A 26,047-nucleotide genomic window follows, 5' to 3' on the forward strand; every position below is an offset into this window, starting at 1 on the left:
ACTGGGCCTGCTGCTAAGTTCTGTTGCGCACTCCGGCCCGCCGTCCATGATCAGGGCCGCTCTTCAAGCCGGCAAGACGGCGCGCAACAGATTGTTGCCGCGCATCTATGGTCATGACCGCGTCCGGGACCATATTCCAGGGAAAACGTAAGTAAAGGAAGATGTTATGGACGCTGAAAGAGCTGTCGCCAGCGCTCTCTTACGGTTATCGCCGTCATTCGACTCAGCGCGCGCAAGCGCTGGGTATGGCGCAACTGTGGAGGATCGCCTCTTATGAGCACTCCGCAGTATTTGGAAACCACCCAGGGCGATGCGCTGATCACCACTCGCGAACGTATGAGTTTCGCGAAACTCCGTCAGGAGGCGGATGCGCTTGTCATCCGTCTGAAAAGCTACTCGATTCGTCGTGTGGGCATCCTGGGCGACAATGACGTCGCCTGGATTGTCGCCGATCTGGCCGCCATCCGCGCGGGCGCTCTGTGCGCGCCGCTTCCCCCGACGCTCAGCGATGAGCAGTTACGTCATGCCATCCGCCAGGCGGGCCTCGAAGCGGTTATCTGCTTTGACTCCGCCAGTGTGCGTTTACGCAAGTTGTGGCCGGAAAGCCGTCTATTGCAGGTCGGTGGCCATCAGCTGGCTTTGACTGGTTTATACAGCGATCCCATGGCGGACGTGGACCGGATCGCTTTTCATGTGAATGACGAGAACGTGCTGCGTGGCGTATGCCTGAACCGTCAGACGCTGGACGCCGTGACCGCGTCGGTGTGCGCCAGCGCCAAGCTCACCGCGCAAGATCGCCATTTTTGCCTGTTGCCGCTGACCTCGTTGGCGGAGCGGGTGGCCGGAACCGGCGCCGCCCTGGCGGCGGGCGCGGCGACGATCATGCTTCCCGCCGAACAGTGTGGATTTGGCGCCGCCGTCTTTAATCCGGCGGAACTCTATCGCAGTCTGGTGGATTATCGCGCCTCCACCCTGCTGATCACCCCGGAACTATTAAAACCCCTGCTCAGTTATATGCAGTCCCGTTCTCTGACTCTGGAGACCATGCGCCATGTGACCCTGATAGGCGCTCCCGCCTCCAGGCGTCTGATCAATGCGGCGCGGCGTCAGGGCGCGCCGGTATATGCGGGGTACTGCTTGAACGAAGCTGGCTCGATGGTGTGTTTGAGTACGCCCAAGGCGTATAAGCCAGGCTCTGTGGGAAAACCTTTACCGCACGCGCGAGTGCGTATCAGTGAAGAGGGAGAAGTCATGGTGGGCGGGGCGCTGAGCCTCGGTTACCTGGGCGGCGAGCCGCGTCGCCCCAATGCACAATGGAACAGCGGAGACCTGGGATATATGGACAACGAAGGATTTTTATTTATACGCGGGCGCAAAAAAGATGTGCTGGTGACCGCTGAGGGACGCAGAATCTCCCCGGACTGGATCGAAGCGGAGCTGACCGGAGACCCACAGATCCGGCAGGCGGCGGTATTCGGCGCGGGAAAGTCTAATCTGGTGGCGGTGGTCGTAGCGGAAGACGCGGACGAGCTGACCGCCATTGTGGAAAGGGTAAACCGTCGTTTGCCGGAGTTCGCGCAGATCAAGGCGGTGGTTGGCGCAACCCAGGCGTTCAACGTAGCCAATGGATTGCTGCATTCGTCGGGACGTAAAAATCGCGAGGCCATCCAGCAAACTTATCAAGAAGATATTGACGCGGTGTATGAGTTGCTCGAAGCCACCAAACGCATGGCCTCGCCGAAGGAGGACAGCAAGGCAGGGGAGGCGCTGTCTTGATCCCGTTTCCCGAATATGAAAAGTATGACGCCATTGGACTGGCGGAGCTGGCGCGCTCTGGAGAGATGAGCCCCGACGAATTGCTGGAGGCGGCGATCGCTCGCATTGAGTCCCGCAACCCGTTGGTGAACGCGGTGATCAACAAACTCTATGATCAGGCCAGAGCGCAACTTGACCAGTTGCACCCGCAACAGCCTCTGTATGGCGCGCCGTTTTTGCTGCAGGACCTGAATGCGGAAGTGCGCAAGACGCCAACGTCCGCCGGCTCACGTCTGTTCTGCTCGCGCCCGGTATTTCATGACTGTGAACTGGTGCAGCGGTATCGACGCGCAGGGTTGGTGATCGCCGGCAAGACTAATACAGCGGAGTTGGGACTGGCGGTGACGACAGAGCCGCAACTCTTTKGCGCTTCCCGTAATCCCTGGGATTTGAGCCGGTCGCCGGGGGGCTCCAGCGGCGGCGCCGCAGCGGCGGTGGCGGTGGGCATGACTCCGGTTGCGCATGCGGTGGATATTGGCGGCTCTCTGCGTGCGCCGGCGGTGTCCTGCGGTCTTTTTGGCTTCAAACCCTCCAGAGGACGGGAACCGGAAGGCCTCACCTGGGGGCGGCGGTTGCAGGGCATGGCGGTGGATCATGTGATCTCCCGCAGCGTGCGTGATAGCGCAATGCTGTTAAGTGTGAGCGCAGGACTGGAGAATACCGAGCAATGCTATCGCCGGGCGCTGACGGGAGCGCGTCGTCCCTTGCGCATCGCCATTTGCGAAAAGCCTTTCTTCAGCGCCACGCTGAATAATGACAGCCTGCTGGCGCTGGATCGCGCCGCCATGGTCTGCGAGGACATGGGCCATGAGGTGATCCAGCATACGCTCAGTCTGGATGAAGAAGAGCTGACGCAGGCCTATTTGACTATCGTGGCGGGGGAAACCGCGCAGATGGTGCGGCAGGTCAGCCCCAGTGGTCGACCGCGTCGAGGCGATCTGGAGTTGGCGACGCATCTGCTGTTCAACCTGGGGTTGAGCAAGACCGCCGCAGAATTCGCCTGGGCGACCCAGGTTATGAATCAGGCGGGACGCAGGCTGGAAGCCTTGTTCCAGCAGTTTGACGTATTGCTCACCCCGGCGATGGCCGGCCCGCCGATGCGCCTTGGCGAGCTGGCCCATACCCAACAGGAGAAACTGTTGCTGGAGCTGGCGCGCAGTTTTCCGATGACGCCGCTGTTGAATCTGTTGGCGCAGAATATTCGCGCCAGGAGTTTTTCTCTGACCCCGTTCTCTCCTTTGTTCAATATGGGCGGCCAACCCGCCATGATGTTGCCGGTTTGGTGGAATCAGGATGATTTACCCATTGGCGTGCAGTTTGCCGCGGGCATTGGTCAGGAGCGTCTTCTGTTCAGTCTGGCGGCGCAGATGGAGCGCGCCTTGCCCTGGTTTCAGCGACGACCGCCGCTGGCGGAGCCTCCCGATATGACTTCGGCCGCACATTTGGCGTGGCGTAGAACGCCGGGTTATGACTGGGGAGGTAGGATGGCGACGGAGGGGTGATGCCTCGCCGCCGTGACAGTGTTGGTTAGCTGGCGGGCGCGTTCAGGTCCGGCATGAACAGACGTCTAAAGCGTTCGATCCAGCGACCGATGGGGCCGGCCAGACACACCGGCGCGTCCAGATAAGCGAGGCAGATGCAGTCCTCGTTTTCCAGGGCGCGAGGGCGGTGACGTTGATCCCCGCTGCGAATGACGAAATCGCCTTCTTCATACACGCCCAATTCGTCGGAAAAGCCTCCCTGGAGTACGACGGTCACCTCTTGGCCATAGTGCCCGTGCAGAGGCGCTCGACCGCCGGCGGAGATCTTTTGCAGACTGAGGCGTTGCCGCCCTTTGCGTGAGACTTCCAGCACGTATTCGTACACTTTGAACCACTGTTTGCGCCAGCTTACGGCGTTTAAGCCGTCAGGTAGCCAGCGCTGCAGCAGGTCTTCGACGGGTTTTTGCGGCGTCGCCGGCGCGCTTTCCTCCAGATCGATACGCAGCATTATGCGTTCGAATAACGCTTCGCTTAGGTCTTCCTGAGGGAGTTGTTGCAGCATTTCTCCGCCCAGCGCGTTGAAGCGCTGAATGTCGGCGCGGCAGCGGGGGCAGTACTGCAGATGAACGGCGACGCACAGGGCCAGATGCGTTGAGGCGCAGCCCGCGGCGTATTCCATCAGAATGTCATCACTGGGGTGATGTTGGCTCATACTGCTTTTTCCCGTTCCTGCAAAATCACCTTCAGTTTCTGCAGAGCCAGACGGACCCTGCTTTTCACGGTGCCCAGCGGCAGGCTGAGTTCTTCCGCCACCCGCTGATGAGACTTGTCTTCCAGATAGACTTTGGCGATGACGTCTCGTTGCTCTTGCGGCAGATCCCCCAGCGATTGGCGAATATTGCGTACGATGACGGCCTGTTGGAACGCGCCGGTAGGTTCATCTGAACCCGGCAGGCTCCAAAGGTAGTCTGTTTCCACCTGGGTTTCCTGGCTGGAGCGTCCCAGTTTACGCAGCAGGTCGATGCGCGCATTACGGGCGATGGCGAACAGCCATGTTGAAGCCGCCGCCTTTTCGCGGTCGAACTGGGCGGCGCGCCGCCACACGTTGACCATGACTTCCTGCACCAGTTCCTCTGCGTGCTCCAGCATGCCCTGTTTGATGGCGTATGCCTTTACTTTGGGGGCGAACGCCTGGAACAGTTGACGGAACGCATCCCGGTCCCGCTGTGCGGCTACCGCTTCTATTAAGGGCGTCAGGACATCTTTAGAGGAGGCGGAGTCCTCGCCTGCGTCAGGGTCCTGTTGGTTAGGGTCCATCTTTCGATTAATCGGTAGCACTATGACGTTGTTACTTACCTGCATAGCGTAGCAGCTCCAAAATAAACCGGGCAAATAATGTTCTAAATACGCTGCCAGTGAAGTTTTGGATCAGGTCAGTCGAGTGTTAGTTAAATTCAGTCGAATAAAGGTAGCAGCGCTTCTTTAATTTCTGTACGAAGCAGAGGAGACCAGGCGAGTCCCAGCTCCCGTTTGATGTCCGGGAATCCCTCAATCTGCGACAGAGGGATGGCGATGATCCCGTCGGGCGCGCTGGCGTCGATGCCCTGTGGCGCCAGACAGGCGCCGACGCCGGCGGCGACCAGCGCCAGGGCCCACTCTTCATTGTCGGTGCGGGCGGTGATGGCGAAATCCAGCTGATGTCGCTCTGCGAAGGCGCGCCATTGTCCGGACAGATCGCAGAAGGAGCGCTCCACCAACCCAATGCCGTTCAGGTCGCTGACGCCAAGCTGGCCTCGCAGGGACAACGGGTGATCCGCGGGCAGCAACAGGCAGTACTCATCCCGCCAGAGGGGATTGAAGTAGTAGTTTTCCGGGCAGCGGTCGCGGCTGACGATGCGAATATCGGTGTTTTCCTCGCCGCGCAGCAGCTCCAACTGCATCCGGGATTGCAGCGGCGCCAGACGCGCCAGCAGCGCTTTGACGCGCTCCAGGCTGACCACCAGGTCCAGGCCGATACGCAGCGGCGGCAACGGGGCGCTTTGCTGGAAATGTTTCACCAGGGCGTCGCTTTGCGCCAATAAACGCCGGGCCATATGATGCAGTTCACGACCGGCGCGGGTAGTGCGCACGCCTTTTTTGCCTCGTTCCAGCAACAGCGTATCCAATTCGCTTTCCAGCTTACTGACCGCCAGGGAAATGGACGGTTGCGCCACATGACACTGTTCCGCCGCCGCCGTGATGCTGCCGGTCTCCACCGCGGCGACGTAATAACGCAAGGCTCTCAAATCCATACTGGCTCCGTTGTTAGAAAGTTAAGCCATTGATCTCTTTACTGTTGCGAAGAGAACTCAGGGTAATGGGGCAGGCTGGCGGCGATCAATTCATCATGAGCCGGCACAATGGTCAGATCCGGCTCCTGCTCCTGCAAGGCGTGTAGCTGGGCCACCATGCGCTCTGTCAGGCTGTCGTCATCATTGAGGCTGGCCAGCCAGCGCACGAATCCGGGGCGTGGGCTGGTGTCCTGAACCCCTTTCAGGGTCCAGGTGGCGTCGCCGATAAAGAAATACCGGGTCTGCGCGTTCAGAGTCAAATACAGCCCTAACTGGCCGCAGGTGTGTCCGGGAATCTCCACCAAGACGACAGACCCGTCGCCGTAGACATCCAGACTGTGCTTGAAACCTTTGAACTCAGTGTCCTCCAGCGTCAGGAAACGCCATTCGATATTCGGCCCCTCCAGTTGTGAATGCAGAAAGGCCGGCGGCTTGCCTTGTAAGGCCACATCGTATTCCTTTTGTTGCACCCAGATGGGAACCCCGGGGAAGTCCACCACGCCGCTGGCGTGATCCCAGTGCAGATGGGACAGTACGATCGCCTTCAGGTTATGGGCGTCATAAGCGTTCGCCGCCAACTGGTCGGCGACAGGGACGCCTTTTTCGTAAGCGAACAACGAGCGCGCCCACCAGGGATTTACCTCAAACTGGGCGTCCACCTGGCGTCCCAGTCCGGTGTCGTAAAGCAAGTCGCCGTCTGGATGGTGAATCAGCACCGCGCCATGGGATAGCTTGCGTCGGGTGAACCAGCTGCCGCTGGCCACCACCATGGCTTCCTGGGCTCCGCTGGAGGTCCCGGTTTCAATGTAAGAAAAACTGATCTCCTCAGCGCGCCCGGATGGCGCTACAAAGAGTTGCAATACCATGGCCGCCACAACTGCCTGCAGGCGGCTGATGAAAACTGTGCGTGAGTGAGGACTCCAGAGCGTCATGTCTTATTCCTGTGGGTGGGTGTCCCAGCAGAATAAGACAGACGTTTTTATAGTTAAAATATAGTGTTTTTATACAAAAACAATAAAAACTATATGGATAAGGCGTGAGTGATCAAGTTCAAGGGAACGATACCTGTACGCGCAGCCCGGGCTGCTGGTCCTGCCGGTCGTCCAGAGAAATGCGCGCCCGGTGCAGATCCGCAATGCGCTGGCAGATGGAGAGGCCCAGTCCGCTGCCGATCTCATTTTGCTGCTTGCCGCGGTGAAATCGCTCCATCGCCTGCTGACGCTGCTCCGGGGGAATACCGGGGCCCTGATCTTCAATCACCAGCGTTTTGTCCTTCACTTGCAGTGTGATTTGTGAGTCTTTGGGCGAATAGCGCAAGGCGTTGTCCACCAGATTACGCAGCAGGATGCTGAGGGCGGCGGGATTGCCCTGAATCGGCGCACAGGCGTCCGCATTGAACTCCGCGCGGATATTCTTCTCTTCTATCAAGGGCTGTGATTCCCGCAGGATATCCTGACACAGCATGTCTATCTGCACCGGCTGGGCGTCGCTGAGCGCGCGCTCATGATCGAGACGGCTGAGCTGCAACAACTGCTCCACCATGTGAATCAGACGATCCAGTCCGCGCAGGGCTTTGCGCAGGCAGTCGGAAACCGGTTCGGATTGCGCCATTTCCTGGGCGTTCTGCAAATGCACTTTCACTCCGGCGAGAGGAGTGCGTAATTCATGGGCGGCGTCGGCGGTGAACTGGCGTTCGCGGTCCGATGTGGCCTGCAGACGCTGGAACAGGTCGTTGATGGCGTCCACCAGGATGGCGAGTTCCGTGGGATAGTTGGCGTCATCCAGGACTTGCAGGTTGGCGTAGTCCCGCTGCTTCAGCTCCTTGGAGATGGTGGAGAGAGGCTTCAAAGCCCGCGTGACCGCCCAGCTGACGCCTAGCAGAATGATGGGAATCAGCAGCAGCGACGGCCAAATCACATGCTCGGCGATTTCCTCCGTCAGCTCGCTGCGCACATCTTCCTGCTGCGCTACCTGAATCCAGATACGCAGATTCTCATCGAACAAGGTAAAGGTGCGCCAGGGCTCGCCATCGACTTTGTCGGAGTTGAAACCCGCCTGATGCCGGGTGAAACCCTGCGACGCGGATTTGGTCTGAATCAACAGCTTGCCGCTCTCGCTCCAGACCTGAAAGGCCAGCTTTTTCTCGTATTTATGACCCAGCGGCGTGTATTCCTCGCCATCGCTCAATCCCGCTTCTTCCCTCTCATCGATGGCATAGTCTTCATACACCAGGGCGTCTTGCAGGTGATCCAGGTTGGTCCGCTTCATCTGGCTGGCCAGCAGGCTTTGCAGCATGCGGGCCATTTGCGCCAGCTCGGCGTCGAACAGCTCTTCCACCTGCTCCTGGGAGTCGTGGTAATTGGCCAGAGCGGTGAACAGACCGCCCAGACAGATAATGGCGATCAGTGAGATCAGCAGAAAACGTTTGATGGAGCGCATTATTCCTTCTCGATCATGTAACCCATGCCGCGAACGGTTTTAATCAGGTCGGCGTTGAGCTTTTTGCGCAGGTTGTGAATATGGACTTCCATGGTGTTGCTGGATACATCGTCGGACCAGCCGTAGACAAGCTCTTCCAACTGATCTTTGGACAGCACCCTGCCGCGATGTGAGGCTAGCTCGTACAGGAGCGCATACTCCCGGCGCGACAGGCGCACTTCTTCGTTGTTTTTATACACTTGATAGGAAGAGGGCAGAATGCGGATATTGGCGATCTGTATTTCCGGATGCGCGTTACCGGAGCCGCGTCGGCTCAGCGCGCGCAACCGGGCTTTGAGTTCGCTCACATCAAAGGGCTTTAGCAGATAATCGTCGGCCCCGGCGTCGAGACCTTTGACGCGATCCTGCACCTGGTCACGGGCGCTGAGAATCAGAACCGGTATCTCGTCGCCGCGATCACGCAGGCGCTTCAAGACAGTGAGTCCGTCGATATCAGGCAATCCCAGGTCCAGGATGACGAGATTGAATTGCTCCAGCTTCAGAGCGTGAAGAGCGGCCTCGCCAGAGGCCACCCAGTCCACCGTATTGGCCTGTTGGGTCAAACTGGTTTGGATGCCGTCGGCCAGTAACTCGTCATCCTCCACCAATAAAATGCGCATTGCGCTACATCATGCTCCGTGTTTATTTCATTTTTTTCAGCAGCGCCTGAATTTCGCCGCGACGTCCGGCGTCGGCGACTTGGCGATCAGGGCGCGGCGTCGCCTGCAATGCCTTTTCAAGGTATAGCTTAGCTTGTTTGAGATCGCCTTGCTCTCGCAGATAGTCTCCGTAGAAGAAGTTGGCGTCAATACCATCCGGGTTGATTTCCAGGCCTTTGCGCAACAGTTTGCCGGCTTCCTTGTCGTCGCCGAAGCTGAGCGGCCAGCCGGGCACCTGGTAATACAGCGCGCCGAGACTGGTGTATGCGGAGCCGCCGAAGGCGTTGGCGTTGAGGGTCATGGCCTTTTCGAAGCAGTCCCGGGCCTCTTTCACCAGGGAAAGCGCCTTGAGGCCGCCCTTGGCACCGGCATAGGTGCTGGTGATGACGCCTTTCCAGATCCACACATTAGGATCTTCAGGATGTGCGTCCACCGCCTGATCCGCCTGGCCTTTCAGGTTCTGATAACCTTTTTCCTGTTCTTTGGCGTCGACTTCATAACGAACGTGCGCCCAGCCGTGATAAAGGTCTTTAACGTAACCCGCGACCTCTTCCGCATGCGCGGAGGCGGTTCCCAGGGACATGGCTCCGGCTACGATCAGTGCGCGGGCGAAAAGTGTGTATGACATAAAAATTCTCCTCTATTGTTCGGACGCTATGATGTTGAGAGCCAATGGTTCAGGCGTTCTGACGCGCCAGATATTTGCGAATAATGGGCAGCTGCTTGCTGATGGAAGCCGCCACCAGGGCCGGAAATAAGGCGTTGAGACGCACAAACAGTTTTTCCGGCCAGCCCAGGTACACCCGTGGAGAGCGTCGAATGATGGCGGCGCAGATTTGCTCCGCCACCCAGTCTGGCTCGTCCATGTGGTTGCCCAGCTCCGCATTCATGGATTCGACGGCGGAGCTGTTTATGGCGGTGCGAGTGGCGCGGGGCGCGACGTACAGCACCTGCATGGGCGAGTCCGCCAGCTCCCGCTGTAAAGCCTCGCTGAAACCGCGCATGGCGAACTTGCTGGCGCAATAGGCGGCGAAACCGGGATAGCCGATAGAGCCGAACGTAGAGCCGATATTGACGATCGTGCCCTGCTGAATGCGCAACAGTGGCAGCAGGCGTTGGGTCAGCAGCATGGGGCCGGTGACGTTGGCTTCCATCAGAGTGCGGATGCGTTCAGGACTTTGGTCTTCAAACTCATTGAAATCGCTGACGCCGGCGTTGTTGATGAGCATATTCACCTTGGGCTCCCGCGCCGCCTCTTGAGCGACTATGGAGATTCCAGCCTCCAGACTGATATCCGCCACGATGCTGCGGCAGCGTCCGCCGTTGGCCAGAATGCGCGCCTGCAGCTTTTGCAGTTTGTCAGCGTTTCTACCTGTGATGACAAGCGCCGCGCCCTGTTTGGCTAGCCGCAACGCCAGAGCTTCGCCAATGCCGCCGGTGGCGCCGGTGAGCAGAATGGTTTTATCTTTAAGCTGCATGGTGACTCTCCTGATTAAGCGCCTCGCTCTCATGGTTGCGAGGCAGGGCGCGGAAGACGGCGCCGTACAGTTCGTAGAAGACCTTGCTGGCGTGGATGATGGCCTGCTGGTCTTCATGGCGCTCGATTTTGTTCATCAGGTCTTCGAAAAAGCAGATATGGTCCTGATCCAGACTGCCGTGGGAGAACAGGTAACTGAACGCCTGATTAGGCAGTCCCAGCGTTTTCTGAATGATTTCGCCAGCCTGTGTGGCGGTTGTGACGCTGGTGCCTTCCAGTACGTGCACCATGCCGAAGAAGCCCAGTGGATTGACGCGCATGACGGTGTCATAAGCGTACGCTACCATCAGTTCCGTGGTCAGATGCGGACGACTGCGTCGCACCTCTTCCTTGTCGCCGCCGCAAACGGCGATGTCGTTCAGAATCCACTCTTGATGGCCGCATTCTTCCTCAATGTATTCCGCCACCGCTTCCCGCAGCCATTCGTAGTGCTCTGGCAGACGCCCGCCGCAGCTCATCAACAAGGGCACGGTGTGTTTGACGTGGTGGTAGGCCTGAGTCAGGAACGCGACATACTGACTCAGTGTAATTTCACCGCGCAGCGCATCCTGGATAATCGGGCTGGACAGCAGTCGGTTGCGTTCCTGTTGGGTTTCCGCCTGCAGACGTTGGTAAAAGCTCATGGTATGCTCCTGGTGAAAGGCTGGGAAGATTGAAATAAGTCGTTGAGACGGTCCTTGTGCCGGGCGGCGATGGCGCATCTGCGCACCCGGCCGTTGGCGGTAAGTTGACCATTGGCGGCGCTGAAGGGAGCGTCGCTGATAATGATGCTGCGCACCTGGGCGTAATCCGGCAGGCGCTGGTTAACCTGCGCCACCGCCTGCATCAACAGGTCATGGCCGATGTCAGGTCTGGCGGGCGTCACCACGGCGACATTGAAAGGTTCGCCATCGCCGAATAACGCGGCCTGGGAGATACAGGGTGCGGACAATAGCTCGCTTTCCACCCATTCCGGCGACAGATTGCGGCCAAATGCGGTGACGATCAGGTTTTTCTTTCTGCCATCGAGATAAAGGAAACCATCTTCGTCCAGTCTGCCGATATCCCCCGTGTGCACCGCTTCCGAGGTCTGGAGAGGCTCACCCAGGTAGCCGCAATAGGCGGCGCCGGCGACAATGATTTCTCCGTCATCGGCGAAGGACAGACTGACGTGAGACAAGGGTTTGCCTACGCTGCCGGGACGTGACGCCGACGGACGGTTGAGGCTGACCACAGACGCGCATTCGGACAAACCGTAGCCCTCGTATACAGGGACGCCCAGTTGCGTCGCCTGAGCGTGCAGGACGGGCGATACTTTGGCGCCGCCGACAGCGACGAATTGCAGTTTTTCCAAACGCAGTTGGCCGCCCGCAATGAGAAACAACATCGCCTTCAGCAACTCCGGCGTGAGAATCAGCGTTTGCGGATTCCAGCGTTGCAGCGTCTGCGCCCACTGCGTCAGATCCAGGCCGCTGGAGCCGCTTAGTCCCAGACTGGCGAGCCCGGGGGCGATAACCCTGCCGCCTTTATATAGAGCGACATATACTCCCGCGATGTTTTCCAGCAAGGTGGCTAATGGCAGCGTGCATAAGTGGCCGATGGGCTCATCGATTTCAACGGCTTCCGCCAGACTCAGCATCACGGACTCCAATGCGGCGGCGCTCAAACGCGCGCCTTTAGGCTGACCGGTGGAGCCGGAGGTGTAAGTGACTTTGATGATATCTTCGGCGGTCTCTTGAGCAGGCGATGTAGCCTGGGTCGCTATCGCGTACAGGCCCAGGTCCGCATCCAGGACTACCGCATCCGCGGTTGGCGACTGCGCGGCCTGCACGATCACCGTTTCAATGGCGGCGTTGTTGAGCAAGTGTTCCCGCTGGGTTGCGGAGAAAAACAGAGGCACGGGTATCAATGTGACGCCAGCGTGTAAACAAGCCAGGTCGGCGCAGATCCAGGCAGGCCCATTGTCCGCCTCCAGCGCCAGGCGGCGAACGCCCAGATCCTGCAGTTTGCGGGACAGATTTTCTACCGCGCGCCATAGCGTCTCATAAGTCAGCGCCCCTTTTTCATTTTCCAGCGCGATCTGGGTGGGCGTGGTCTGCGCGTGTTCGCGCAGACGTTGTATTAAGGCGTTTGCCGTCATGCAAGCTCTCCCTGCGTTAGTCAGTCTTCGTGTTCCGGTTGTGGACAGCGCTCCAAAACCTTCGCCATCACCGGGTTGCTTATCAGGTGGTGGATGCCGTGTGGAATGGAAATGGCCATAACCGTAGGGGATTTGTCGTAGTAGCTGCCCCAATCGGCGGCGTCCTGGCTTAAGGCTTCCGGCTTCGCTTTGGCGAGTTCGATCATGGGCAGGTCAAAGCGACGGAAGCTGTTCAACAGTTCTGGAATAACGGTCAGGGTCAGCCACTGATATTTGCGTTCGGAAAAGTAGCGGCCCAGCACCAGAATCAGGCGGCGCAGCGCTCCCTGGGTCGTGGACGCCAGATTGCCCACTTCAATAATCCCGCTGCGTGAACAGGGCGCGCCCTGAATCCGCGCCAGAACCTGTTCAATGGGCGCATCCAGATACTGCTCCAGAAACAGCGGCCGGAACTGGGCGCTTTGATAGCCCAGGACGGAGATCAGCCTGTCCTGCTCATAGCAGAGAACAAAGTTTTCCATGAAGTAACGGATGCTGGCGCCGTACTCCTGGGCAAAGCGTTGACGGATGAATGATTCGGCGACAGCGCGCGAACGATGTCCCGGTCCGACATGGATATAACGATTGTCGATGGCCGTTGTCGCCTCAGGGGCGGGAAGTGTGTCCGGTTGCTGCATAAAGCCTCCTCGTGGATGTCTCTATGCAGATTAATTTGGCAAGCTTAAGGAACCCTTAAGTGAAAAATATTTTTCTTTGAGTATGAGAACCCGTGAACTTTTCAGAAACAGCCCGGTCAAATCAATCGTTGTCGCAAAACTGGGACGACAAAAAATTCTCAATCACTATTTTCTGCTTAAGGATACTCTTATGAACCAATCACAAAAGAAACTGACTGGCGCTGCTCTGGCTATCGCTGCTGCTGGATTTTTCGGTACTGCTGCGCTGACTTCCACTACTGCAGTAGCAGCGGAAGCCCAGGTTCATTGCTGGGGCGTTAACAGCTGCGCCGGTCACAATGACTGTAAAACCGCTAACAACGATTGCAAAGGCATGGGTAGCTGTCAGGGCCAAGGTTTCCTGAGCATGACTGCGGACGAATGCTCAGCAAAAGGCGGCACAGTTAAGTAATCACGGGCGCCTGTTGACCGTTGATATGCGCTGGTCCGGCGGTGACGCCGGACGCGCCTTTTCAGGAAAACGGTCTATATTGTTTTCGACTTTTCATTTCATCACGACGCATTGAATCTCTATGAATACCCGTCCCGCTTTTTCCGGTTTTGGTCTAGGGCTCAGGCCTGATTACTACACCCATATTCTGGAAACCAGACCGCAGTTGGACTGGTTTGAGATCATTAGCGAAAACTACATGGTTGAGGGCGGCAAACCGCTGTATTTCCTTGACCGTATTCGTGAACACTATCCCCTGGCGATGCATGGCGTGTCTCTGTCCATCGGCTCAACCGCCGCGTTGGATATGGGTTATTTAACTCGCCTGAAAACCTTAATCGAGCGGGTGAATCCGCTGTGGGTGTCCGACCATCTCTGTTGGACCGGTCTTAGCGCCCATAATTCCCATGATCTTTTACCGCTGCCTTATAACGCTGAGAGCGTGCGTCATGTGGCGGAGCGGGTAAAGCAGGTGCAATCGTTTTTAGGGCGTCGCATCGTCCTGGAAAACTTATCCAGCTATGTGAATTTCAGTGAGTCCGACATGACGGAGTGGGAGTTTGTCGCCGCCGTCGCCGAGGAAGCGGACTGCTGGCTGTTGCTGGACATCAATAACATATACGTGAGTGCGCGCAATCATCAGTTTGACGCACTGACTTATATGAACGGCATTCCCCAGGATCGGGTGATTCAGTTTCATGTCGCCGGCCATTCTGATTATGGCGACTATATCGTCGATACCCATGACGCTCCGGTGGCGGACCCGGTATGGGAGCTTTATCGATTGGCGGTGCGCCGTTTCGGCAAAGTCTCGGCGATGATCGAGCGGGATGACAATATGCCCGAGTTTTCAGAGCTTATGAGCGAGCTGGCGACATTACGCAGTATTGCGGAAGCGGAGTTCCCGCAACTGGAAATGGTGCGGAGCGAAGCGGCCTATGTCTGATTTATCCCGGCTGCAACACGATTTCCTGACAGCGATCAGTGCGCAGGAGGGTGGTTCGGTTGATTCTGCGCTGAGCGCGGGACCATTAAGCGCGGCGCAACGTATCGAAATTTATCGCAACGCCTATTTCACCCGGCTGATCGGCGTGTTGTCGGAAGATTATCCTACCGTGCGTGGACTGCTGGGCGATGACGCCTTCAAGCAGATGAGTCGCGACTTTATTATTCTGCATCCATCCTCCAACACCTCGGTGCGCTGGTTCGGCGAGGCGTTGCCGGATTATCTGGCGCACACAGAACCCTATAGCCGTCACGGCGTGCTGGCTGAACTGGCGGAATGGGAGCGCCTGTTGCGTCTTATGTTTGACGCCGGCGACGCGCAGCCCATAGACATGACGGCGTTTCAGTCGATTGCGCCGGAAGCCTGGCCGACTTTGCGCTTTGATTTCATCCCTGCGCTGACGCTGCATCGCCATCGCTTCAATACCGCGCCGATCTGGAAAGCGTTGAAAGAAGAGCTGACGCCGCCGGAACCTCAGGTTTTGGAGCAAGAGGAAACCTGGCTATTGTGGCGTTCGGAGTGGGTGACCTTGTTTCGTTCCCTGGCGGTGGATGAAGCTACAGCCATCACAGCGGTAAGCGAAGGCGCTAATTTCGCTGATTTGTGTGAGCTGTTATGGGAGTGGCATGGCGATGAGGCGGCGCAACGAGCGGCGCAGTTGCTACAGAGCTGGACTCAGGCCGGGTTGCTGCAGGGACTCACGCAGGAGACGTGACAGGTCCCAGAAATGCGAAAGGCGACCGAGGTCGCCTTTGCGGGTGAGGGATCAACCACTTAGTGGTGGTGACCGCCTTCGCCGTGAACGTGGCCGTGAGACATTTCTTCTTCAGTCGGCTCACGCATTTCCATCACTTCTACGTCAAAATGCAGAGTTTGGCCCGCCAGAGGGTGGTTGGCGTCGATAGTGGCGGTGTCGTCGGACACTTCCATTACCACGATGACGCGCGCGCCGCCTGCAGTCTGTGCATGGAACTGCATGCCAGGCTCAACTTTCTCTACGCCTTCAAAAGCTTCCAACGGAACGACCTGAACCAGTTCAGCAGAGTATTCGCCGTAAGCGTCGGCAGGGTCGACCGATACTTTTTTCTTGTCGCCAGCGGACAGTTCACGCAGGGCGTTTTCCAGTCCCGGGATAATGTTCTGCGCGCCTTCCAGATAGGCCAATGGCTCGCCGCCGACGGAGCTGTCGATCACTTCGCCGTCGTCGTTAGTCAAAGTGTAGTGAATGCTCACAACCCGGGGTTTGATATCAGACATAAAAGCACCTTTAAGGTTTGGTGAGGTGGTTGAGCACGCCGCCGTGGGCGTTCCCTCGTGTGTTTCCGCCTCGTTATCGTAAAACTCAATCGGACCGGGTTTAAAAGCGCAGATAGGCAACTGGCGTTAAAACAAGGGAACGATATTCAGAGTTAAGTTGGAGCGGTCCCATTGTCAAAAGGGGACCGCCTGCCGTACCCGCCAGTCTAGTGAGGTTATGCCCAGTTCTCAAGGGCCGCCGGACAATCCGCGGAGGATAGATTGCGACAGGCGCTGAGGCGTTTGCAGCAGCGCCGCTTACATAGATGATTCCAACTGATATTTATCCAGAACCTTCTGGGCTTCGCCGTCTTTATATAGCTGCCGCAGAGTCTTGTTGAACTTGTTGATCACTTTGCGCGACGTATGGCCTTTCACGAAGCCGACATAGTAGTTGATCGACTTATGGTTCCAGGCGAAGCGAATATTCTTGAGGCCCAATTGGCGCAGAATTTCAAAGCCGACATCGCGGTTGGAATAAACCGAATCCACTTTTTTATCGCTCAGCATACGGAAAGACACCAGATCGTCTTTCGCCAGCACGATTTTCATCGTGGGCATGGCGGTGCCAATGGTCTCCAGCGTTTTGGACGTGTTGGAAGGGCCGAAGACGCCAACCTGATGTTCGGAAAAGTTATATAGCGTCGAGTACTGCCGGGTGTCGCTTTCGTTAACAAAGAAGCCGTAACTGGTTTTCAGGATGGGCAGGGAATAATGCAGCCATTCGCTGCGCTGATCATTCCATCCGATGACATAGAGGCCGTCCACCTGCTTTTCCTTGGCCTGTTGCTGGGCGATTGTCCAGTCCAACAGATTGAACTCGCATTGGATTTCGGAGGATTTGCAGATGAGTTTTACCAGCTCTGTGCCTGGGCCGGCGACTTCGCCTTTTTCGAGATAGGTGAAAGGTCTGAAATCCTGCGTGTTGAAGATCAGCTTGTCTTCAGCGGAAGCCAGCGTCGCCGCCCCCATGCACAGAGCGGTTAGGGCCGCAGTTAGGATTTTCATTATTGCCTCCGGGTATGTGAATATTGCTTGTTATTATTTCATGTTATTCCCGACGGTTGTATTTCCTTGTTTTATATAATTATTTGTTATGTTTTTCTGTCTCATCAGTCAGCAAAAAAGGGGGTAGTGGGATCTACCCCTGAATATCCGCGAGAGTCTGCGGATGTTTGCGAATCTCGTTACGCTCTCTCTAACGCCTCCGTTAGTTATGCGCCGTTTAGTTGTATCCCTGCAGCTTGTCGATATATTCCGGCAGGAACAAAGAAATCTGCGGCACGTACGTAATCAAAATCAGGAAGCCCAGGAGGAGGCCCAGCCAGGGCAGGGCGGCGCGAATAACCCAACCGATGGAGCGATTGGTGATGCCCGCCGTCACAAATAAGTTTAGTCCTACTGGCGGCGTTAGCATGCCTATTTCCATGTTCACCACCATAATAATGCCAAGGTGTATCGGGTCGATGCCCAACTGGGTGGCGATGGGGAACAGAATCGGCGCCATGATCAGCAAAATGGCGGAAGGCTCCATGAAGTTGCCCGCCATCAGCAGCAGAATATTCACCACGATCAAGAAGCCCCAGGCCGGCAAGCCCCACTCTACGATAGTCGCGGCGATGGCCTGTGGAATGCCTTCGGAGGTCAGCACGTGGGCGAACAGCATGGCGTTGGCGATGATGAACAACAGCATCAGACTGACCTTGGCTGCATCCAGCACCACGTGACGCACTTCTTGATTCACCACTGACTTAGGCAGCGCCAAAGCGCACTGCAGGGTGTTGCGAATCACTGCACTGGGAATGGCTTCCCCCTGGTTACGCCAGGCGACATTTTTCAGAGGGCCGATATCGCGATAGCCGATGACGGCGATCAGGTACGCGTATACCGCCGCTACTGCCGCCGCTTCCGTCGGGCTGGCGACGCCGCCGTAAATAGAGCCCAGGACGATCACGATCAGCATGAGTCCGCCCATTGCGACAACGCCTGTTTTCACCAGTGTTTTAACGCCTGGGAACGGCTGCGAGGGCAACTTCTTGATACGGGCGGCGATATAGATGGCGATCATCAGAATGCCGCCCATCATCAGACCGGGAATCAGGCCCGCCATAAACATGCGCGCTGCGGAGACTTCCGTCGCCGCGGCGTATACCAGCATGACGATGGAAGGCGGGATCAGAATACCCAGTGTGCCTGCGTTGGCGATAAGGCCGGCGCCGAAACTTTGCGGATAGCCCGCACGCACCATGCCTGCGATGACGATAGATCCGATCGCCGCCACGGTGGCGGGTGAAGACCCGGATACCGCTGCGAACAGCATACAGGCCATGACGGACGCCATACCCAGGCCGCCGCGAATATGGCCCACGCTGCTGACGGCGAAATCAATCAGACGACGCGCCACGCCGCCGGTGGAGAGAAACGCCGAAGACAGAATAAAAAATGGAATCGCCAACAACGTATAGTGGCTTGAAGTCGCCTCAAACATCTTCAATGCAATGGAGGCGAGCGACGTGTCCGGGGCGAAAAACAAAATCGTGACAATACTGGACAGGCCCAACGCCACGGCGATCGGCATGCCCATCAGCATGCAGGTGAACAGCAGGATGAATAATACGGCGGCGGTCATGAGCGGTTACCTTGCGCTGGAGAGGAGGAGTCCGCCGTCTCATCGGCGAGATGCATGCTTTCTTTGGCTTCATCCACGAACTCAAAGCCGTTGGATTTGCCAGTGATGATTCCCCACAGCAACTGTAGAAAACGAATGGCCAGCAGGATGAATCCAATAAACAGAATGCTTTGCGCGACCCAGCGAGGCACAGGAATATCGCTCAGCTCAATGCCGATCTTGTACATCTTGGCGAGATAGATCCAGCCGCCGTACAGGAACAGTCCGCAATAGACCAGACACATCACCACCGTGAGGGCGGCCACCGCGCGGCGCGGACCGCTGGGCAGCAGTTTTACGAAAGCGTCCACGCCAATGTGCGCGTTCACCCTGACGCCGTAGGAAGCGCCAAACAACACCATCCAGGCGCCCAAATACAGGGTGGCCTCTTCCGCCCACAACAGGCCGGTGTTGAAAAAGAAACGAAGCATGGTTTCCGAGAACACCAGCAGGGTCATGGACACCAACAACAGACACAGAACGCTTTCTTCAAAGCGATGGACGATTCGACCAAACATGATGGGACCTAATTCTGGTTATTGTACGGCTTAAAACGGTTCTACAGCTCGAATTACAAAAGTATAGGAGCAACCTGGCGGTTGCTCCTTTTTCACGAGAGGGTTATTGATTGGAAGCTTCAGCGGCTTTGATCAGGTCTGCGCCGATTTCCTTCTCGAACTTCTTCCAGACGGGTTTCATGGCGTCAACCCACTGCTTGCGTTCTTCAGGAGTCAGAGACGATACCTTGGTGCGACGGGAAGCAATGATGGCTTCTTTATCGCTGTTGTCTTTCTCCGCGGCGATGCTGTTGCCGTAGGCGATGGACTCATCCAGGCTCTTCTTGATGGTGTCGCGCATGTCGTCAGGCAGATCCATCCAGAACTCTTTAGAGGTCACCACCAGGTAGTCCAGCAGACCATGGTTGGATTCAGTGATGTTGTCCTGAACTTCGTAGAACTTCTTGGAGTAGATATTGGACCAGGTGTTTTCCTGGCCATCGATAGCGTTGGTTTGCAGCAATGTGAACACTTCAGAGAACGGCTTTTTCACCGGAACCGCTTTAACGGCCTCGAATTGCGCAGCCAGTACGTCGGAAGTCTGGATACGGAATTTCTTACCAGCGATGTCAGCAGGAACGCGAATAGGGGCGTTCGCGGACAGTTGCTTCATACCGTTATGCAGGTAGCCCAGACCAACCAGACCTTTACGCTCCAGCGCGGACAGCAGTTCCTGACCGGCGGGGCCATTCTGGAAGCGCTCTACCGCCGCCATATCCTGAAACAGGAAAGGCAGATCGAACACTTGCAGTTTCTTGGTGTAGTTGTCGAACTTGGACAGGGAAGGCGCGGCCAATTGCACGTCGCCCAATAGCATAGCTTCCAATACGTTGTCGTCGCCGAACAACTGGGAGTTGGGGAATACTTTTACTTCAACTTTGCCGGGCAGGCGTTCTTCCACCAATTGCTTGAACTTAATCGCCATCTGTCCTTTTGGCGTGTTTTCCGCCACAACGTGGGAAAACTTGATCTGGATGGGAGCAGCGAAAACAGAGAAAGACAGCGTAGCGCCAACAAGGGCGGTCAGGAGTTTTTTGAAACGCATGTTATACCTCGTATGTTGTTTTTGTTGGGTTTAGGCGAAAGCCATAGTCGATTACATAAGAGCAACCTCCGGGCCAATTTCCACGTTAATGTGAAATTTTAGTAATAACAGTGTGTTACCGGGATTTGTCGAAAAAGCGGAATTTTTAAATGGGTGGAAATCCACCCATTTCACTAGTCGGCGGTGGGCGGGAATCCGCATATTTTTCTCCGGTGGAATTGCGGAGACAGTGTCGGAGGGCAAGTCTGAACGCTTAAATCCTAGCGCAACAAACTATGGAAGAGGGAGAACGGCTGAAGTTCTGTAGCGTAATCAATGGACGGTCAGGTAATAATCATCCTATCCCCATGTGATTCTGTGAGTAACGCCTCACAGAATCACATGGGGCAGATAGCGGGAAAGGTCTTGCGTCACCAGAGCCTTATCCTCTCTGACTGAGATCCCCGCCGGTTGATCGTTCACCAGCCAGGAGCCGATCAGCGTGTAGTTTTCACCGAACTTGGGGAGAGGATGGTAGGCCTGAAAGATAAAGCCTTCCTCGCCATAAGGGCCGTCCGTATCGAAGAGTACTTCGCCGTCGCGATACAGAGCCACATTGGCGCCTTCGCGGGAGAATATCGGTTTTTTCACCAAATCCACCCCTGGCGCATGCTCGACTTCATCTTCGAAATAAGCCGGTAGCAAATTAGGGTGATTGGGGAACATTTTCCACAACATTGGCAGTAGCGCTTTATTGGACAGCACAGACTTCCACAAGGGCTCAATCCAGCGCGTTGGATTCTGCAGAATCAGCGGCGCGAATTCCTCCCGCTGCATGAACTCCCAGGGATACAGCTTGAACATCAGCTCAATCACCCGGTCATCCAGGTCGGTGAATTCTCCGTTCTCGCCCTGTCCGATATCGTCAATATAGATAAAGCGGTTGGGAATGCCGGCTTCCGCGGCGCAGTCCTGCAGGTACTGAATCGTCCCGCGATCTTCTTCAGTGTCTTTGCAGCAACTGAAGTAGAAATCCGGCCCGTCGGTTTGCGCATAGATTTCCGCGAGCCTGCGCACCAACTTTTCCTGCAGAGAATTGAACTGGTCGCAAGCGCGGGGTAAGCGTCCATTACGCACACTCTCCTCCAGCCACAACCATTGCCAGAAGCCGGACTCATACAGGCTGGTGGGCGTATCGGCGTTGTTTTCATACAGCTTGGCGGGGGTGCGGCCGTCGTAGGCGAAGTCCAGGCGCGAATACAGGCTGGGCTGTTGGTCGCGCCAGGAAGCGCGCACGGCTTCCCAGAACATTTCAGGGATACTGAACTTCCGCAACAGGCGCTCGTCCTCCACCACACGGTCGACCACTTCCAGACACATCTGGTGGATGTCCGCCGTGGGATCCTCGAGCCCGGTTTCTATCTGCTCCAGAGAGAACTGATAGTAAGCGCTCTCGTCCCAATAGGCCTCGCCATGCATGGTGTGAAACTGGAAGCCGTATTCATGGGCGAGATCACGCCAATGGGCCCGCTCCTGGATCGGAATGCGCAGCATAGCTTAACCGCCCCAGCTGCTTCTTGAACTGGAGCTGGACTTGGAAGAGCTGCTCCAGGAAGACTTGGCGTTCACTGTCGAGCCGAAGCCGCCGCGGGAAATGGTCCGCGTCACCGCTGGCTTGGGTTGAAACGCTTTGTTGTCCACCGTGACTTTGCGGTTGTAGGTGCTGCCATAGCGATAGCCGTCGGAAGTCACCCAGCTGCCGTAAAACGGCGAGCCGCGATAATAAGAGGTGAACACCGGCTGGTAATCATAACGGCGGTTCGAGTCCAGAATCTTGGCGAACATGAAACCAGCCATGGCGGGCATGAACCAGCTCTGACCTGAGCTGCCCTGGTAGCTGGTGCAGGCGTTGGCGCCGAACTCCGCTTCACAGTCCCGCATGGACATATATTTGGGCGCGGTCTCATTCGCCCGCTTCAGCGCTTGCTGGTACGCCGCCTCACATTCTGAGGCATAGCTTGGGTTTTCATTAATGCACTCGCTCATGTCTTTATAAACCTGAGCTTCGCGAGTATCCGAGCAGGCGGTGAGCGTGACGCCGGCGACAGCGACAGTGATGGGCCGCAGCAGAAAGCTCTGGCCGTTCTTCTTCATCCTGTCCAGATTAATTTCTTTCGTACGCTTCATTCCACTGCTCCTTAGTAGGTCATGCAAGCCGCGTTCAGGATGCCGACCGCCACGGAAAATCCGCCCAGTACGACGCCTGCGGACACTTCGCCGTCGGTGATGCGCTGCACGATTTTAGGCATGAAGATAAAGCGGATGATGGCGAAAGCGACGACCTGGGCAATCAACGCCACGGCCGCCCAGACCCAGAAATCCAACAGGGATACGGAGTTGGAGGCGGCTCCGGCGAGTGCGACGGAAAAACCAATCACAGCGCCGATAAGGCCTGTCGCGGCGGCGACGCTTTTATCTTCTTTGACCAGCTTCCACTCGTCGTGAGGCGTAATCAGGGTATACAGGAATTTGAACACCAACAGCAGGACTAATGAGGAAGAAAAGTAAATCGCAAAATTCGTTAGGCCTAACAGCGAATGTGCGATAGCGTCCATGGACAGCTCCTTCTTTAATAATTATGAGGTATTGTGGGTTGAGGAGGATAAATGCGGGAGCCCGCATTTATCCGATGATAACGATGTCCGCTGGCCGCAGATTAATGCCAGTAGACAGCACCAGACAGCGGTCGGCGCGGTTATCGATGATTTTTTCTTCGCCGCAGACCATAAGAAACTCGTCCAGGTCCTCATTCACGGATCTTTCATACAGCATGGCGAACTGATCTGTTTCAGTGACTTCGCCAGCTTCGGTCGTGGTCTTTTCCGTCATGGCCACGGGAGGCGACGCTTCTCCCACGCTTTCCCAAACACGTTGGAAGCTATGGCCTTCAATACTGTATTCAGGTTGGCTGATCTGGGAGTTGATCAACATATCCCAGTCCGCCTGACTGCCAACGGCGCGGGTTTCGTAGTAGTACCAGAGCTTGACGTCTTCAATATGGTTTTCCGTCATGCCGCCGTTCAACACCACCTGAATAAAGCCGTCGTCGTCGGTGTAGAAGCGCAGCAGAGTGCTGCTGGCGTCCAACTGCACCTGACCTACCGCTTGAATTAACTGGGTTTTGGCTGCGCCTTCGAAAATCACGGAAGGCTCTATCAGTCGTAGTCTGAGTTGGTCGAGTTCGAATGCGCCGCCGAGGCGTAAGCCCATGATTTCCGGTGCGGAAGGGGACTTAGGTTCATCTTTTTTGAAAAACTTGCTAAACACAGAGTTTCTCCCAATCAAGTCCATCGATGCGTTCGTCCGCGATGTAGTAAATCGTGGTTCCCGGCGCAACCGTATGGCTCATAGGTGGATTCAAAGTAACGGCCCCTTTGCCGTCGCCGACGGCAATCAGGATCGCATCATAACGTTCTTTTAGCGGCAGAAACAAATCCCGCAGCGGGACGCTATTGGCTTCAGCCGGATATTTTATAGAGTACTGCGTCATGCCGTCCTGCACGTTCAGCAGGTCCTGATGCAGCGCGCTGGAGCCGGGATGCATGGCGGACTTCGCCAGCAACTCAACGTCCACTGACGGCGTGCATTCTATGTTGGGGCAATGAACTTTCAACAGGCGGCTCAGATTGTCGTCGTTGAAATAGGCGATCATGTGAGCGTCTTTGTTGCGACTGGAGCAATAGAGGGCGGCGGTCATGGTGACGTCGTCTTCCGGGGCGTCGATGATGATGGTGGACGCGCGCTCCAGGCAGGCCATGCTCATTTGCTCGTCGTTGTTATAGCTTTCAACTCTGACGAAGCCGATTTCCTCTGGCATTGGATTTTCAATATCCGCTTTGGCGCAGAGCACTACCGGACGGGTCTCCTCACTGCCTAATTGTTCGCGCAACAGGAGCCGGATCAAGTGAAGCGTGCGTCTTTCGTTCCAGCCGATGACGAGAATATGATTGTCGCAATCAAGTTGTTTCAAACCTTTCACTCCCTTTTTCCAGTGGTAGGAGGCGAATACAGCGACTCTGCCTACGAATAACGCAAATAAACTCAGACCGAATGGAATGATGAATATGGAGACGGCGACCTTGCCGCCGGAGGTTTGTGGAGAGAAGTCTCCATATCCGACGGTGGATGCGGTGACGACGAGCCAATAAGCAAAATCCGGCAGAGACAGTAAATCCGTCTCGCCGGACAAATAAAGAAAGAAATAACTTAGTCCCACGTAGGAAAGCAATGCGATGGCGACTCCTTGCCATCGCAGCTCCATAAAGTGTCGGATAAAGATTCTCTTAATCTTATTTATTATTAGCATCGGACGAACTCTTAAACTCAGTTTCCTCCGAGTATACGCGCCAGTTCGTCGTCTGCGTTAGCGTTGGAGCCGTTAATGCCAGCCGCCTTCAGTTTTGCGTCCAGAGAGTCGCCGCTTTCTTCTGAAGCCAGCTCTTCCGCTGCATCCAGCTCGGCCGAACGTTGGTTCTGGCGGCTTTGAATGCGTTGCAGCGATTCCGCAGCCGTCTTCATTTTGCTGTTGGCGCCCATGTGACGGGAAGACACAGCGACTTGCGCTTTTTGTACGGACTCAGTTGCTTTAACCATGTCGATTTGCTGCTCCATGCGACGCAGGTTGGACTTGGCTTGTGAAATATTGCGACGCAACGTCTGTTCAGACTGATTGAACTGATCCACGTATTTCTGCTCAGCGTCCATTTGGTCGCGTAGCTCAACCACTTTCTGCGCGCATTCCAGCGCCAGGTTGCGGTCGCTGTCCGCTGCTTTACGGGCATGGCTTTCGTATTCAGCGATAGACGCTTTCAGGCTCGCCACTTTCTGGTCGGCCAGCTTTCTTTTCGCCATGATCTGGGTCAGTGCGTGATCGGACTTACGCAACTCTTCTTTGGCTTCACGGATTTCCTGGTCCAGAATGCGCAGCGCTTGACTGTCCACAACCGCTTCCGCCGCTTCGTTGGCTCCGCCTTTGATGGCGGTCACTAATTTTTTCCAAACGCTCATAATTCAACTCCGTTAACAAGATGGTTCTGGTACGCGTCCAAAAACGCCTCAACGTTTTGGAACAACATATCAACCTCGATCAGGATGCTTTCTTCTTTGGATTGGGCCGACAGGGCGCCGAAAGCCATGTAGTAGTCCTCGCCTTCCACATTGGTGATGCCAATGGTGGTGAGAGGGAATATTTGATGCGTCTTCAGAATGTCGTCATTCAGAAGTGCGCAATCTTTAACTTGGCCTTTTGCAAACAGCAGAGACTCGACAATAATTTGTTCGCCGCTGATCGCGAGATAGGCGTCGATGCCGTCACTATTAGTAATGCACAGGCAGGTCGCTTCTCTGGTGACTGCGTAGTCATCGCGTTGACTCAAAAGGCTTTCCAGCTTTAAGAGATCCCAGCTCATTTTGTTCTCCTATTAATTTTTACCCCGATTGAAGGCTTGTAGAAAAATGTACACCAAGAATTTTATTTGCACAAACATTTTTTTGCTCTATAGTAAATTTTAACTCATAAACGTAAATTATTTTTTACATAAAGAAGAAGTGGACGCCATGGCAAACGAAACCAAACCGTCAATGAACTCCTGGAGAGAACTGGCTTCGCGCATCATTAAATTCGAAATGGCCAAACGTGGCGTTAAGTATAGCGACCTTAGCGACAGACTGGCCCGAATCGGCACACAGCAGAGTGCGGATAATCTCCGCAACAAGATAAATAAAGGGATTCTCGGCGCAGATTTATTTCTGCAGATCATTCTGGTGCTGAATGTGAGGAAACTGGCGCGAGAAGAATTAATGGACATCCTGCATGACCTTGGCGTGAACCACTCTGATCTGGAATGAACT

The 26,047-nt window shown here is 56.0% G+C and carries 29 protein-coding genes; 6 read left to right on the forward strand and 23 right to left on the reverse strand.

Features of this window, described 5'->3' with window-relative positions; translation table 11 throughout:
- The first annotated feature begins 273 nt into the window (after positions 1-273).
- Both KP814_RS07115 and KP814_RS07120 read left to right on the forward strand, forming a co-directional pair.
- Positions 274-1,776, forward strand: a complete 1,503-nt coding sequence (locus KP814_RS07115) for an AMP-binding protein (protein WP_216736103.1) — start codon at positions 274-276, stop codon at positions 1,774-1,776.
- Entirely contained in the window at positions 1,773-3,317 is a 1,545-nt protein-coding gene (locus tag KP814_RS07120; RefSeq protein ID WP_216736104.1) for an amidase, read from the forward strand. The genes KP814_RS07115 and KP814_RS07120 overlap by 4 nt, the downstream gene beginning before the upstream one ends.
- Before the next feature lie 25 nt (positions 3,318-3,342).
- Here KP814_RS07120 and KP814_RS07125 read toward each other — a convergent pair whose 3' ends face one another.
- The 11 genes from KP814_RS07125 to KP814_RS07175 form a co-directional block, all read right to left on the reverse strand.
- Positions 3,343-4,008 carry a ChrR family anti-sigma-E factor gene (locus KP814_RS07125; RefSeq protein ID WP_216736105.1) on the reverse strand — a complete coding sequence of 222 codons (666 nt, stop codon included), beginning with the start codon at positions 4,006-4,008 and terminating at the stop codon, positions 3,343-3,345.
- Positions 4,005-4,658 carry a sigma-70 family RNA polymerase sigma factor gene (locus KP814_RS07130; RefSeq protein WP_216736106.1) on the reverse strand — a complete coding sequence of 218 codons (654 nt, stop codon included), beginning with the start codon at positions 4,656-4,658 and terminating at the stop codon, positions 4,005-4,007. Before KP814_RS07130 ends, KP814_RS07125 begins: the two co-directional genes overlap by 4 nt.
- Before the next feature lie 92 nt (positions 4,659-4,750).
- A complete protein-coding gene (locus tag KP814_RS07135) occupies positions 4,751-5,587 on the reverse strand; it encodes a LysR family transcriptional regulator (RefSeq protein WP_216736107.1) in 837 nt (278 codons plus the stop codon).
- 38 nt (positions 5,588-5,625) lie between these two features.
- The gene (locus tag KP814_RS07140) at positions 5,626-6,558 is read right to left on the reverse strand and encodes an MBL fold metallo-hydrolase (RefSeq protein WP_216736108.1); all 933 of its coding nucleotides are present in this window, start codon (positions 6,556-6,558) and stop codon (positions 5,626-5,628) included.
- Positions 6,559-6,676: 118 nt separating this feature from the next.
- A complete protein-coding gene (locus tag KP814_RS07145; protein ID WP_216736109.1) occupies positions 6,677-8,065 on the reverse strand; it encodes an ATP-binding protein in 1,389 nt (462 codons plus the stop codon).
- Positions 8,065-8,724 carry a response regulator gene (locus KP814_RS07150; RefSeq protein WP_127974035.1) on the reverse strand — a complete coding sequence of 220 codons (660 nt, stop codon included), beginning with the start codon at positions 8,722-8,724 and terminating at the stop codon, positions 8,065-8,067. Before KP814_RS07150 ends, KP814_RS07145 begins: the two co-directional genes overlap by 1 nt.
- Positions 8,725-8,746: 22 nt before the next feature.
- Positions 8,747-9,391, reverse strand: coding sequence for a hypothetical protein (locus tag KP814_RS07155; RefSeq protein ID WP_216736110.1), 645 nt, complete (start codon positions 9,389-9,391; stop codon positions 8,747-8,749).
- A gap of 49 nt (positions 9,392-9,440) precedes the next feature.
- Positions 9,441-10,241 carry an SDR family oxidoreductase gene (locus KP814_RS07160; protein WP_216736111.1) on the reverse strand — a complete coding sequence of 267 codons (801 nt, stop codon included), beginning with the start codon at positions 10,239-10,241 and terminating at the stop codon, positions 9,441-9,443.
- Positions 10,231-10,923, reverse strand: coding sequence for a TenA family transcriptional regulator (locus tag KP814_RS07165; protein ID WP_216736112.1), 693 nt, complete (start codon positions 10,921-10,923; stop codon positions 10,231-10,233). The genes KP814_RS07160 and KP814_RS07165 overlap by 11 nt, the downstream gene beginning before the upstream one ends.
- The gene (locus KP814_RS07170) at positions 10,920-12,419 is read right to left on the reverse strand and encodes an AMP-binding protein (protein ID WP_216736113.1); all 1,500 of its coding nucleotides are present in this window, start codon (positions 12,417-12,419) and stop codon (positions 10,920-10,922) included. Before KP814_RS07170 ends, KP814_RS07165 begins: the two co-directional genes overlap by 4 nt.
- A gap of 20 nt (positions 12,420-12,439) precedes the next feature.
- Positions 12,440-13,096: a thermostable hemolysin gene (locus KP814_RS07175; RefSeq protein WP_216736114.1), complete on the reverse strand. Its 657-nt coding sequence runs from the start codon at positions 13,094-13,096 to the stop codon at positions 12,440-12,442.
- Between the two features lie 190 nt (positions 13,097-13,286).
- Between KP814_RS07175 and KP814_RS07180 the strand changes: the two genes are divergently transcribed.
- The 3 genes from KP814_RS07180 (at position 13,287) to KP814_RS07190 (ending at position 15,307) form a co-directional block, all read left to right on the forward strand.
- Positions 13,287-13,547 (forward strand): hypothetical protein, encoded by a 261-nt coding sequence (locus KP814_RS07180; RefSeq protein WP_127974029.1) that lies wholly within the window; start codon positions 13,287-13,289, stop codon positions 13,545-13,547.
- 121 nt (positions 13,548-13,668) lie between these two features.
- On the forward strand, positions 13,669-14,532 hold the full coding sequence (locus KP814_RS07185; RefSeq protein WP_216736115.1) for a DUF692 domain-containing protein: 864 nt from the start codon (positions 13,669-13,671) through the stop codon (positions 14,530-14,532).
- On the forward strand, positions 14,525-15,307 hold the full coding sequence (locus KP814_RS07190; protein ID WP_216736116.1) for a DUF2063 domain-containing protein: 783 nt from the start codon (positions 14,525-14,527) through the stop codon (positions 15,305-15,307). The genes KP814_RS07185 and KP814_RS07190 overlap by 8 nt, the downstream gene beginning before the upstream one ends.
- A 59-nt stretch (positions 15,308-15,366) precedes the next feature.
- Here KP814_RS07190 and KP814_RS07195 read toward each other — a convergent pair whose 3' ends face one another.
- The 12 genes from KP814_RS07195 to KP814_RS07250 form a co-directional block, all read right to left on the reverse strand.
- A complete protein-coding gene (locus KP814_RS07195) occupies positions 15,367-15,849 on the reverse strand; it encodes a peptidylprolyl isomerase (protein WP_127974026.1) in 483 nt (160 codons plus the stop codon).
- A 297-nt stretch (positions 15,850-16,146) separates the two neighbouring features.
- Positions 16,147-16,896: an ABC transporter substrate-binding protein gene (locus KP814_RS07200; RefSeq protein WP_216736117.1), complete on the reverse strand. Its 750-nt coding sequence runs from the start codon at positions 16,894-16,896 to the stop codon at positions 16,147-16,149.
- A 217-nt stretch (positions 16,897-17,113) separates the two neighbouring features.
- Complete coding sequence (locus KP814_RS07205) at positions 17,114-18,517, reverse strand: TRAP transporter large permease (RefSeq protein ID WP_127974024.1); 1,404 nt, start codon at positions 18,515-18,517, stop codon at positions 17,114-17,116.
- Positions 18,514-19,074, reverse strand: coding sequence for a TRAP transporter small permease (locus tag KP814_RS07210; protein WP_127974023.1), 561 nt, complete (start codon positions 19,072-19,074; stop codon positions 18,514-18,516). The genes KP814_RS07205 and KP814_RS07210 overlap by 4 nt, the downstream gene beginning before the upstream one ends.
- Before the next feature lie 103 nt (positions 19,075-19,177).
- Positions 19,178-20,158 (reverse strand): TRAP transporter substrate-binding protein, encoded by a 981-nt coding sequence (locus KP814_RS07215; protein WP_216736118.1) that lies wholly within the window; start codon positions 20,156-20,158, stop codon positions 19,178-19,180.
- 369 nt (positions 20,159-20,527) lie between these two features.
- On the reverse strand, positions 20,528-21,691 hold the full coding sequence (locus tag KP814_RS07220) for a glutathionylspermidine synthase family protein (RefSeq protein WP_216736119.1): 1,164 nt from the start codon (positions 21,689-21,691) through the stop codon (positions 20,528-20,530).
- A gap of 3 nt (positions 21,692-21,694) precedes the next feature.
- The gene (locus KP814_RS07225; protein WP_127974019.1) at positions 21,695-22,324 is read right to left on the reverse strand and encodes a DUF1190 family protein; all 630 of its coding nucleotides are present in this window, start codon (positions 22,322-22,324) and stop codon (positions 21,695-21,697) included.
- A gap of 11 nt (positions 22,325-22,335) precedes the next feature.
- On the reverse strand, positions 22,336-22,752 hold the full coding sequence (locus tag KP814_RS07230; RefSeq protein WP_216736120.1) for a DUF350 domain-containing protein: 417 nt from the start codon (positions 22,750-22,752) through the stop codon (positions 22,336-22,338).
- Between the two features lie 67 nt (positions 22,753-22,819).
- A complete protein-coding gene (locus KP814_RS07235; protein WP_216736121.1) occupies positions 22,820-23,464 on the reverse strand; it encodes a YjfK family protein in 645 nt (214 codons plus the stop codon).
- Positions 23,457-24,503, reverse strand: coding sequence for a potassium channel family protein (locus tag KP814_RS07240; RefSeq protein ID WP_216736122.1), 1,047 nt, complete (start codon positions 24,501-24,503; stop codon positions 23,457-23,459). The genes KP814_RS07235 and KP814_RS07240 overlap by 8 nt, the downstream gene beginning before the upstream one ends.
- A 17-nt stretch (positions 24,504-24,520) precedes the next feature.
- A complete protein-coding gene (locus KP814_RS07245) occupies positions 24,521-25,204 on the reverse strand; it encodes a PspA/IM30 family protein (RefSeq protein ID WP_216736123.1) in 684 nt (227 codons plus the stop codon).
- Positions 25,201-25,605 (reverse strand): YjfI family protein, encoded by a 405-nt coding sequence (locus KP814_RS07250; protein ID WP_011400283.1) that lies wholly within the window; start codon positions 25,603-25,605, stop codon positions 25,201-25,203. Before KP814_RS07250 ends, KP814_RS07245 begins: the two co-directional genes overlap by 4 nt.
- A 148-nt stretch (positions 25,606-25,753) precedes the next feature.
- Here KP814_RS07250 and KP814_RS07255 point away from each other — a divergent pair, with 148 nt between their 5' ends.
- Positions 25,754-26,044 carry a DUF6471 domain-containing protein gene (locus KP814_RS07255; protein ID WP_253938221.1) on the forward strand — a complete coding sequence of 97 codons (291 nt, stop codon included), beginning with the start codon at positions 25,754-25,756 and terminating at the stop codon, positions 26,042-26,044.
- Positions 26,045-26,047 lie beyond the last annotated feature (3 nt).

This window comes from Hahella sp. HN01, assembly GCF_018986435.1.
In the GTDB taxonomy this organism is placed as follows: Bacteria; Pseudomonadota; Gammaproteobacteria; order Pseudomonadales; family Oleiphilaceae; genus Hahella.

What these genes read in the sequence shown, in the direction of transcription:
- KP814_RS07115 (WP_216736103.1), top strand. Translation starts at nt 274, where the DNA reads ATGAGCACTCCGCAGTATTTGGAAACCACCCAGGGCGATGCGCTGATC.
- KP814_RS07125 (WP_216736105.1), bottom strand. Translation starts at nt 4,008, where the DNA reads ATGAGCCAACATCACCCCAGTGATGACATTCTGATGGAATACGCCGCG.
- KP814_RS07130 (WP_216736106.1), bottom strand. Translation starts at nt 4,658, where the DNA reads ATGCAGGTAAGTAACAACGTCATAGTGCTACCGATTAATCGAAAGATG.
- KP814_RS07135 (WP_216736107.1), bottom strand. Translation starts at nt 5,587, where the DNA reads ATGGATTTGAGAGCCTTGCGTTATTACGTCGCCGCGGTGGAGACCGGC.
- KP814_RS07140 (WP_216736108.1), bottom strand. Translation starts at nt 6,558, where the DNA reads ATGACGCTCTGGAGTCCTCACTCACGCACAGTTTTCATCAGCCGCCTG.
- KP814_RS07145 (WP_216736109.1), bottom strand. Translation starts at nt 8,065, where the DNA reads ATGCGCTCCATCAAACGTTTTCTGCTGATCTCACTGATCGCCATTATC.
- KP814_RS07150 (WP_127974035.1), bottom strand. Translation starts at nt 8,724, where the DNA reads ATGCGCATTTTATTGGTGGAGGATGACGAGTTACTGGCCGACGGCATC.
- KP814_RS07155 (WP_216736110.1), bottom strand. Translation starts at nt 9,391, where the DNA reads ATGTCATACACACTTTTCGCCCGCGCACTGATCGTAGCCGGAGCCATG.
- KP814_RS07160 (WP_216736111.1), bottom strand. Translation starts at nt 10,241, where the DNA reads ATGCAGCTTAAAGATAAAACCATTCTGCTCACCGGCGCCACCGGCGGC.
- KP814_RS07165 (WP_216736112.1), bottom strand. Translation starts at nt 10,923, where the DNA reads ATGAGCTTTTACCAACGTCTGCAGGCGGAAACCCAACAGGAACGCAAC.
- KP814_RS07170 (WP_216736113.1), bottom strand. Translation starts at nt 12,419, where the DNA reads ATGACGGCAAACGCCTTAATACAACGTCTGCGCGAACACGCGCAGACC.
- KP814_RS07175 (WP_216736114.1), bottom strand. Translation starts at nt 13,096, where the DNA reads ATGCAGCAACCGGACACACTTCCCGCCCCTGAGGCGACAACGGCCATC.
- KP814_RS07180 (WP_127974029.1), top strand. Translation starts at nt 13,287, where the DNA reads ATGAACCAATCACAAAAGAAACTGACTGGCGCTGCTCTGGCTATCGCT.
- KP814_RS07185 (WP_216736115.1), top strand. Translation starts at nt 13,669, where the DNA reads ATGAATACCCGTCCCGCTTTTTCCGGTTTTGGTCTAGGGCTCAGGCCT.
- KP814_RS07190 (WP_216736116.1), top strand. Translation starts at nt 14,525, where the DNA reads ATGTCTGATTTATCCCGGCTGCAACACGATTTCCTGACAGCGATCAGT.
- KP814_RS07195 (WP_127974026.1), bottom strand. Translation starts at nt 15,849, where the DNA reads ATGTCTGATATCAAACCCCGGGTTGTGAGCATTCACTACACTTTGACT.
- KP814_RS07200 (WP_216736117.1), bottom strand. Translation starts at nt 16,896, where the DNA reads ATGAAAATCCTAACTGCGGCCCTAACCGCTCTGTGCATGGGGGCGGCG.
- KP814_RS07205 (WP_127974024.1), bottom strand. Translation starts at nt 18,517, where the DNA reads ATGACCGCCGCCGTATTATTCATCCTGCTGTTCACCTGCATGCTGATG.
- KP814_RS07210 (WP_127974023.1), bottom strand. Translation starts at nt 19,074, where the DNA reads ATGTTTGGTCGAATCGTCCATCGCTTTGAAGAAAGCGTTCTGTGTCTG.
- KP814_RS07215 (WP_216736118.1), bottom strand. Translation starts at nt 20,158, where the DNA reads ATGCGTTTCAAAAAACTCCTGACCGCCCTTGTTGGCGCTACGCTGTCT.
- KP814_RS07220 (WP_216736119.1), bottom strand. Translation starts at nt 21,691, where the DNA reads ATGCTGCGCATTCCGATCCAGGAGCGGGCCCATTGGCGTGATCTCGCC.
- KP814_RS07225 (WP_127974019.1), bottom strand. Translation starts at nt 22,324, where the DNA reads ATGAAGCGTACGAAAGAAATTAATCTGGACAGGATGAAGAAGAACGGC.
- KP814_RS07230 (WP_216736120.1), bottom strand. Translation starts at nt 22,752, where the DNA reads ATGGACGCTATCGCACATTCGCTGTTAGGCCTAACGAATTTTGCGATT.
- KP814_RS07240 (WP_216736122.1), bottom strand. Translation starts at nt 24,503, where the DNA reads ATGCTAATAATAAATAAGATTAAGAGAATCTTTATCCGACACTTTATG.
- KP814_RS07245 (WP_216736123.1), bottom strand. Translation starts at nt 25,204, where the DNA reads ATGAGCGTTTGGAAAAAATTAGTGACCGCCATCAAAGGCGGAGCCAAC.
- KP814_RS07250 (WP_011400283.1), bottom strand. Translation starts at nt 25,605, where the DNA reads ATGAGCTGGGATCTCTTAAAGCTGGAAAGCCTTTTGAGTCAACGCGAT.
- KP814_RS07255 (WP_253938221.1), top strand. Translation starts at nt 25,754, where the DNA reads ATGGCAAACGAAACCAAACCGTCAATGAACTCCTGGAGAGAACTGGCT.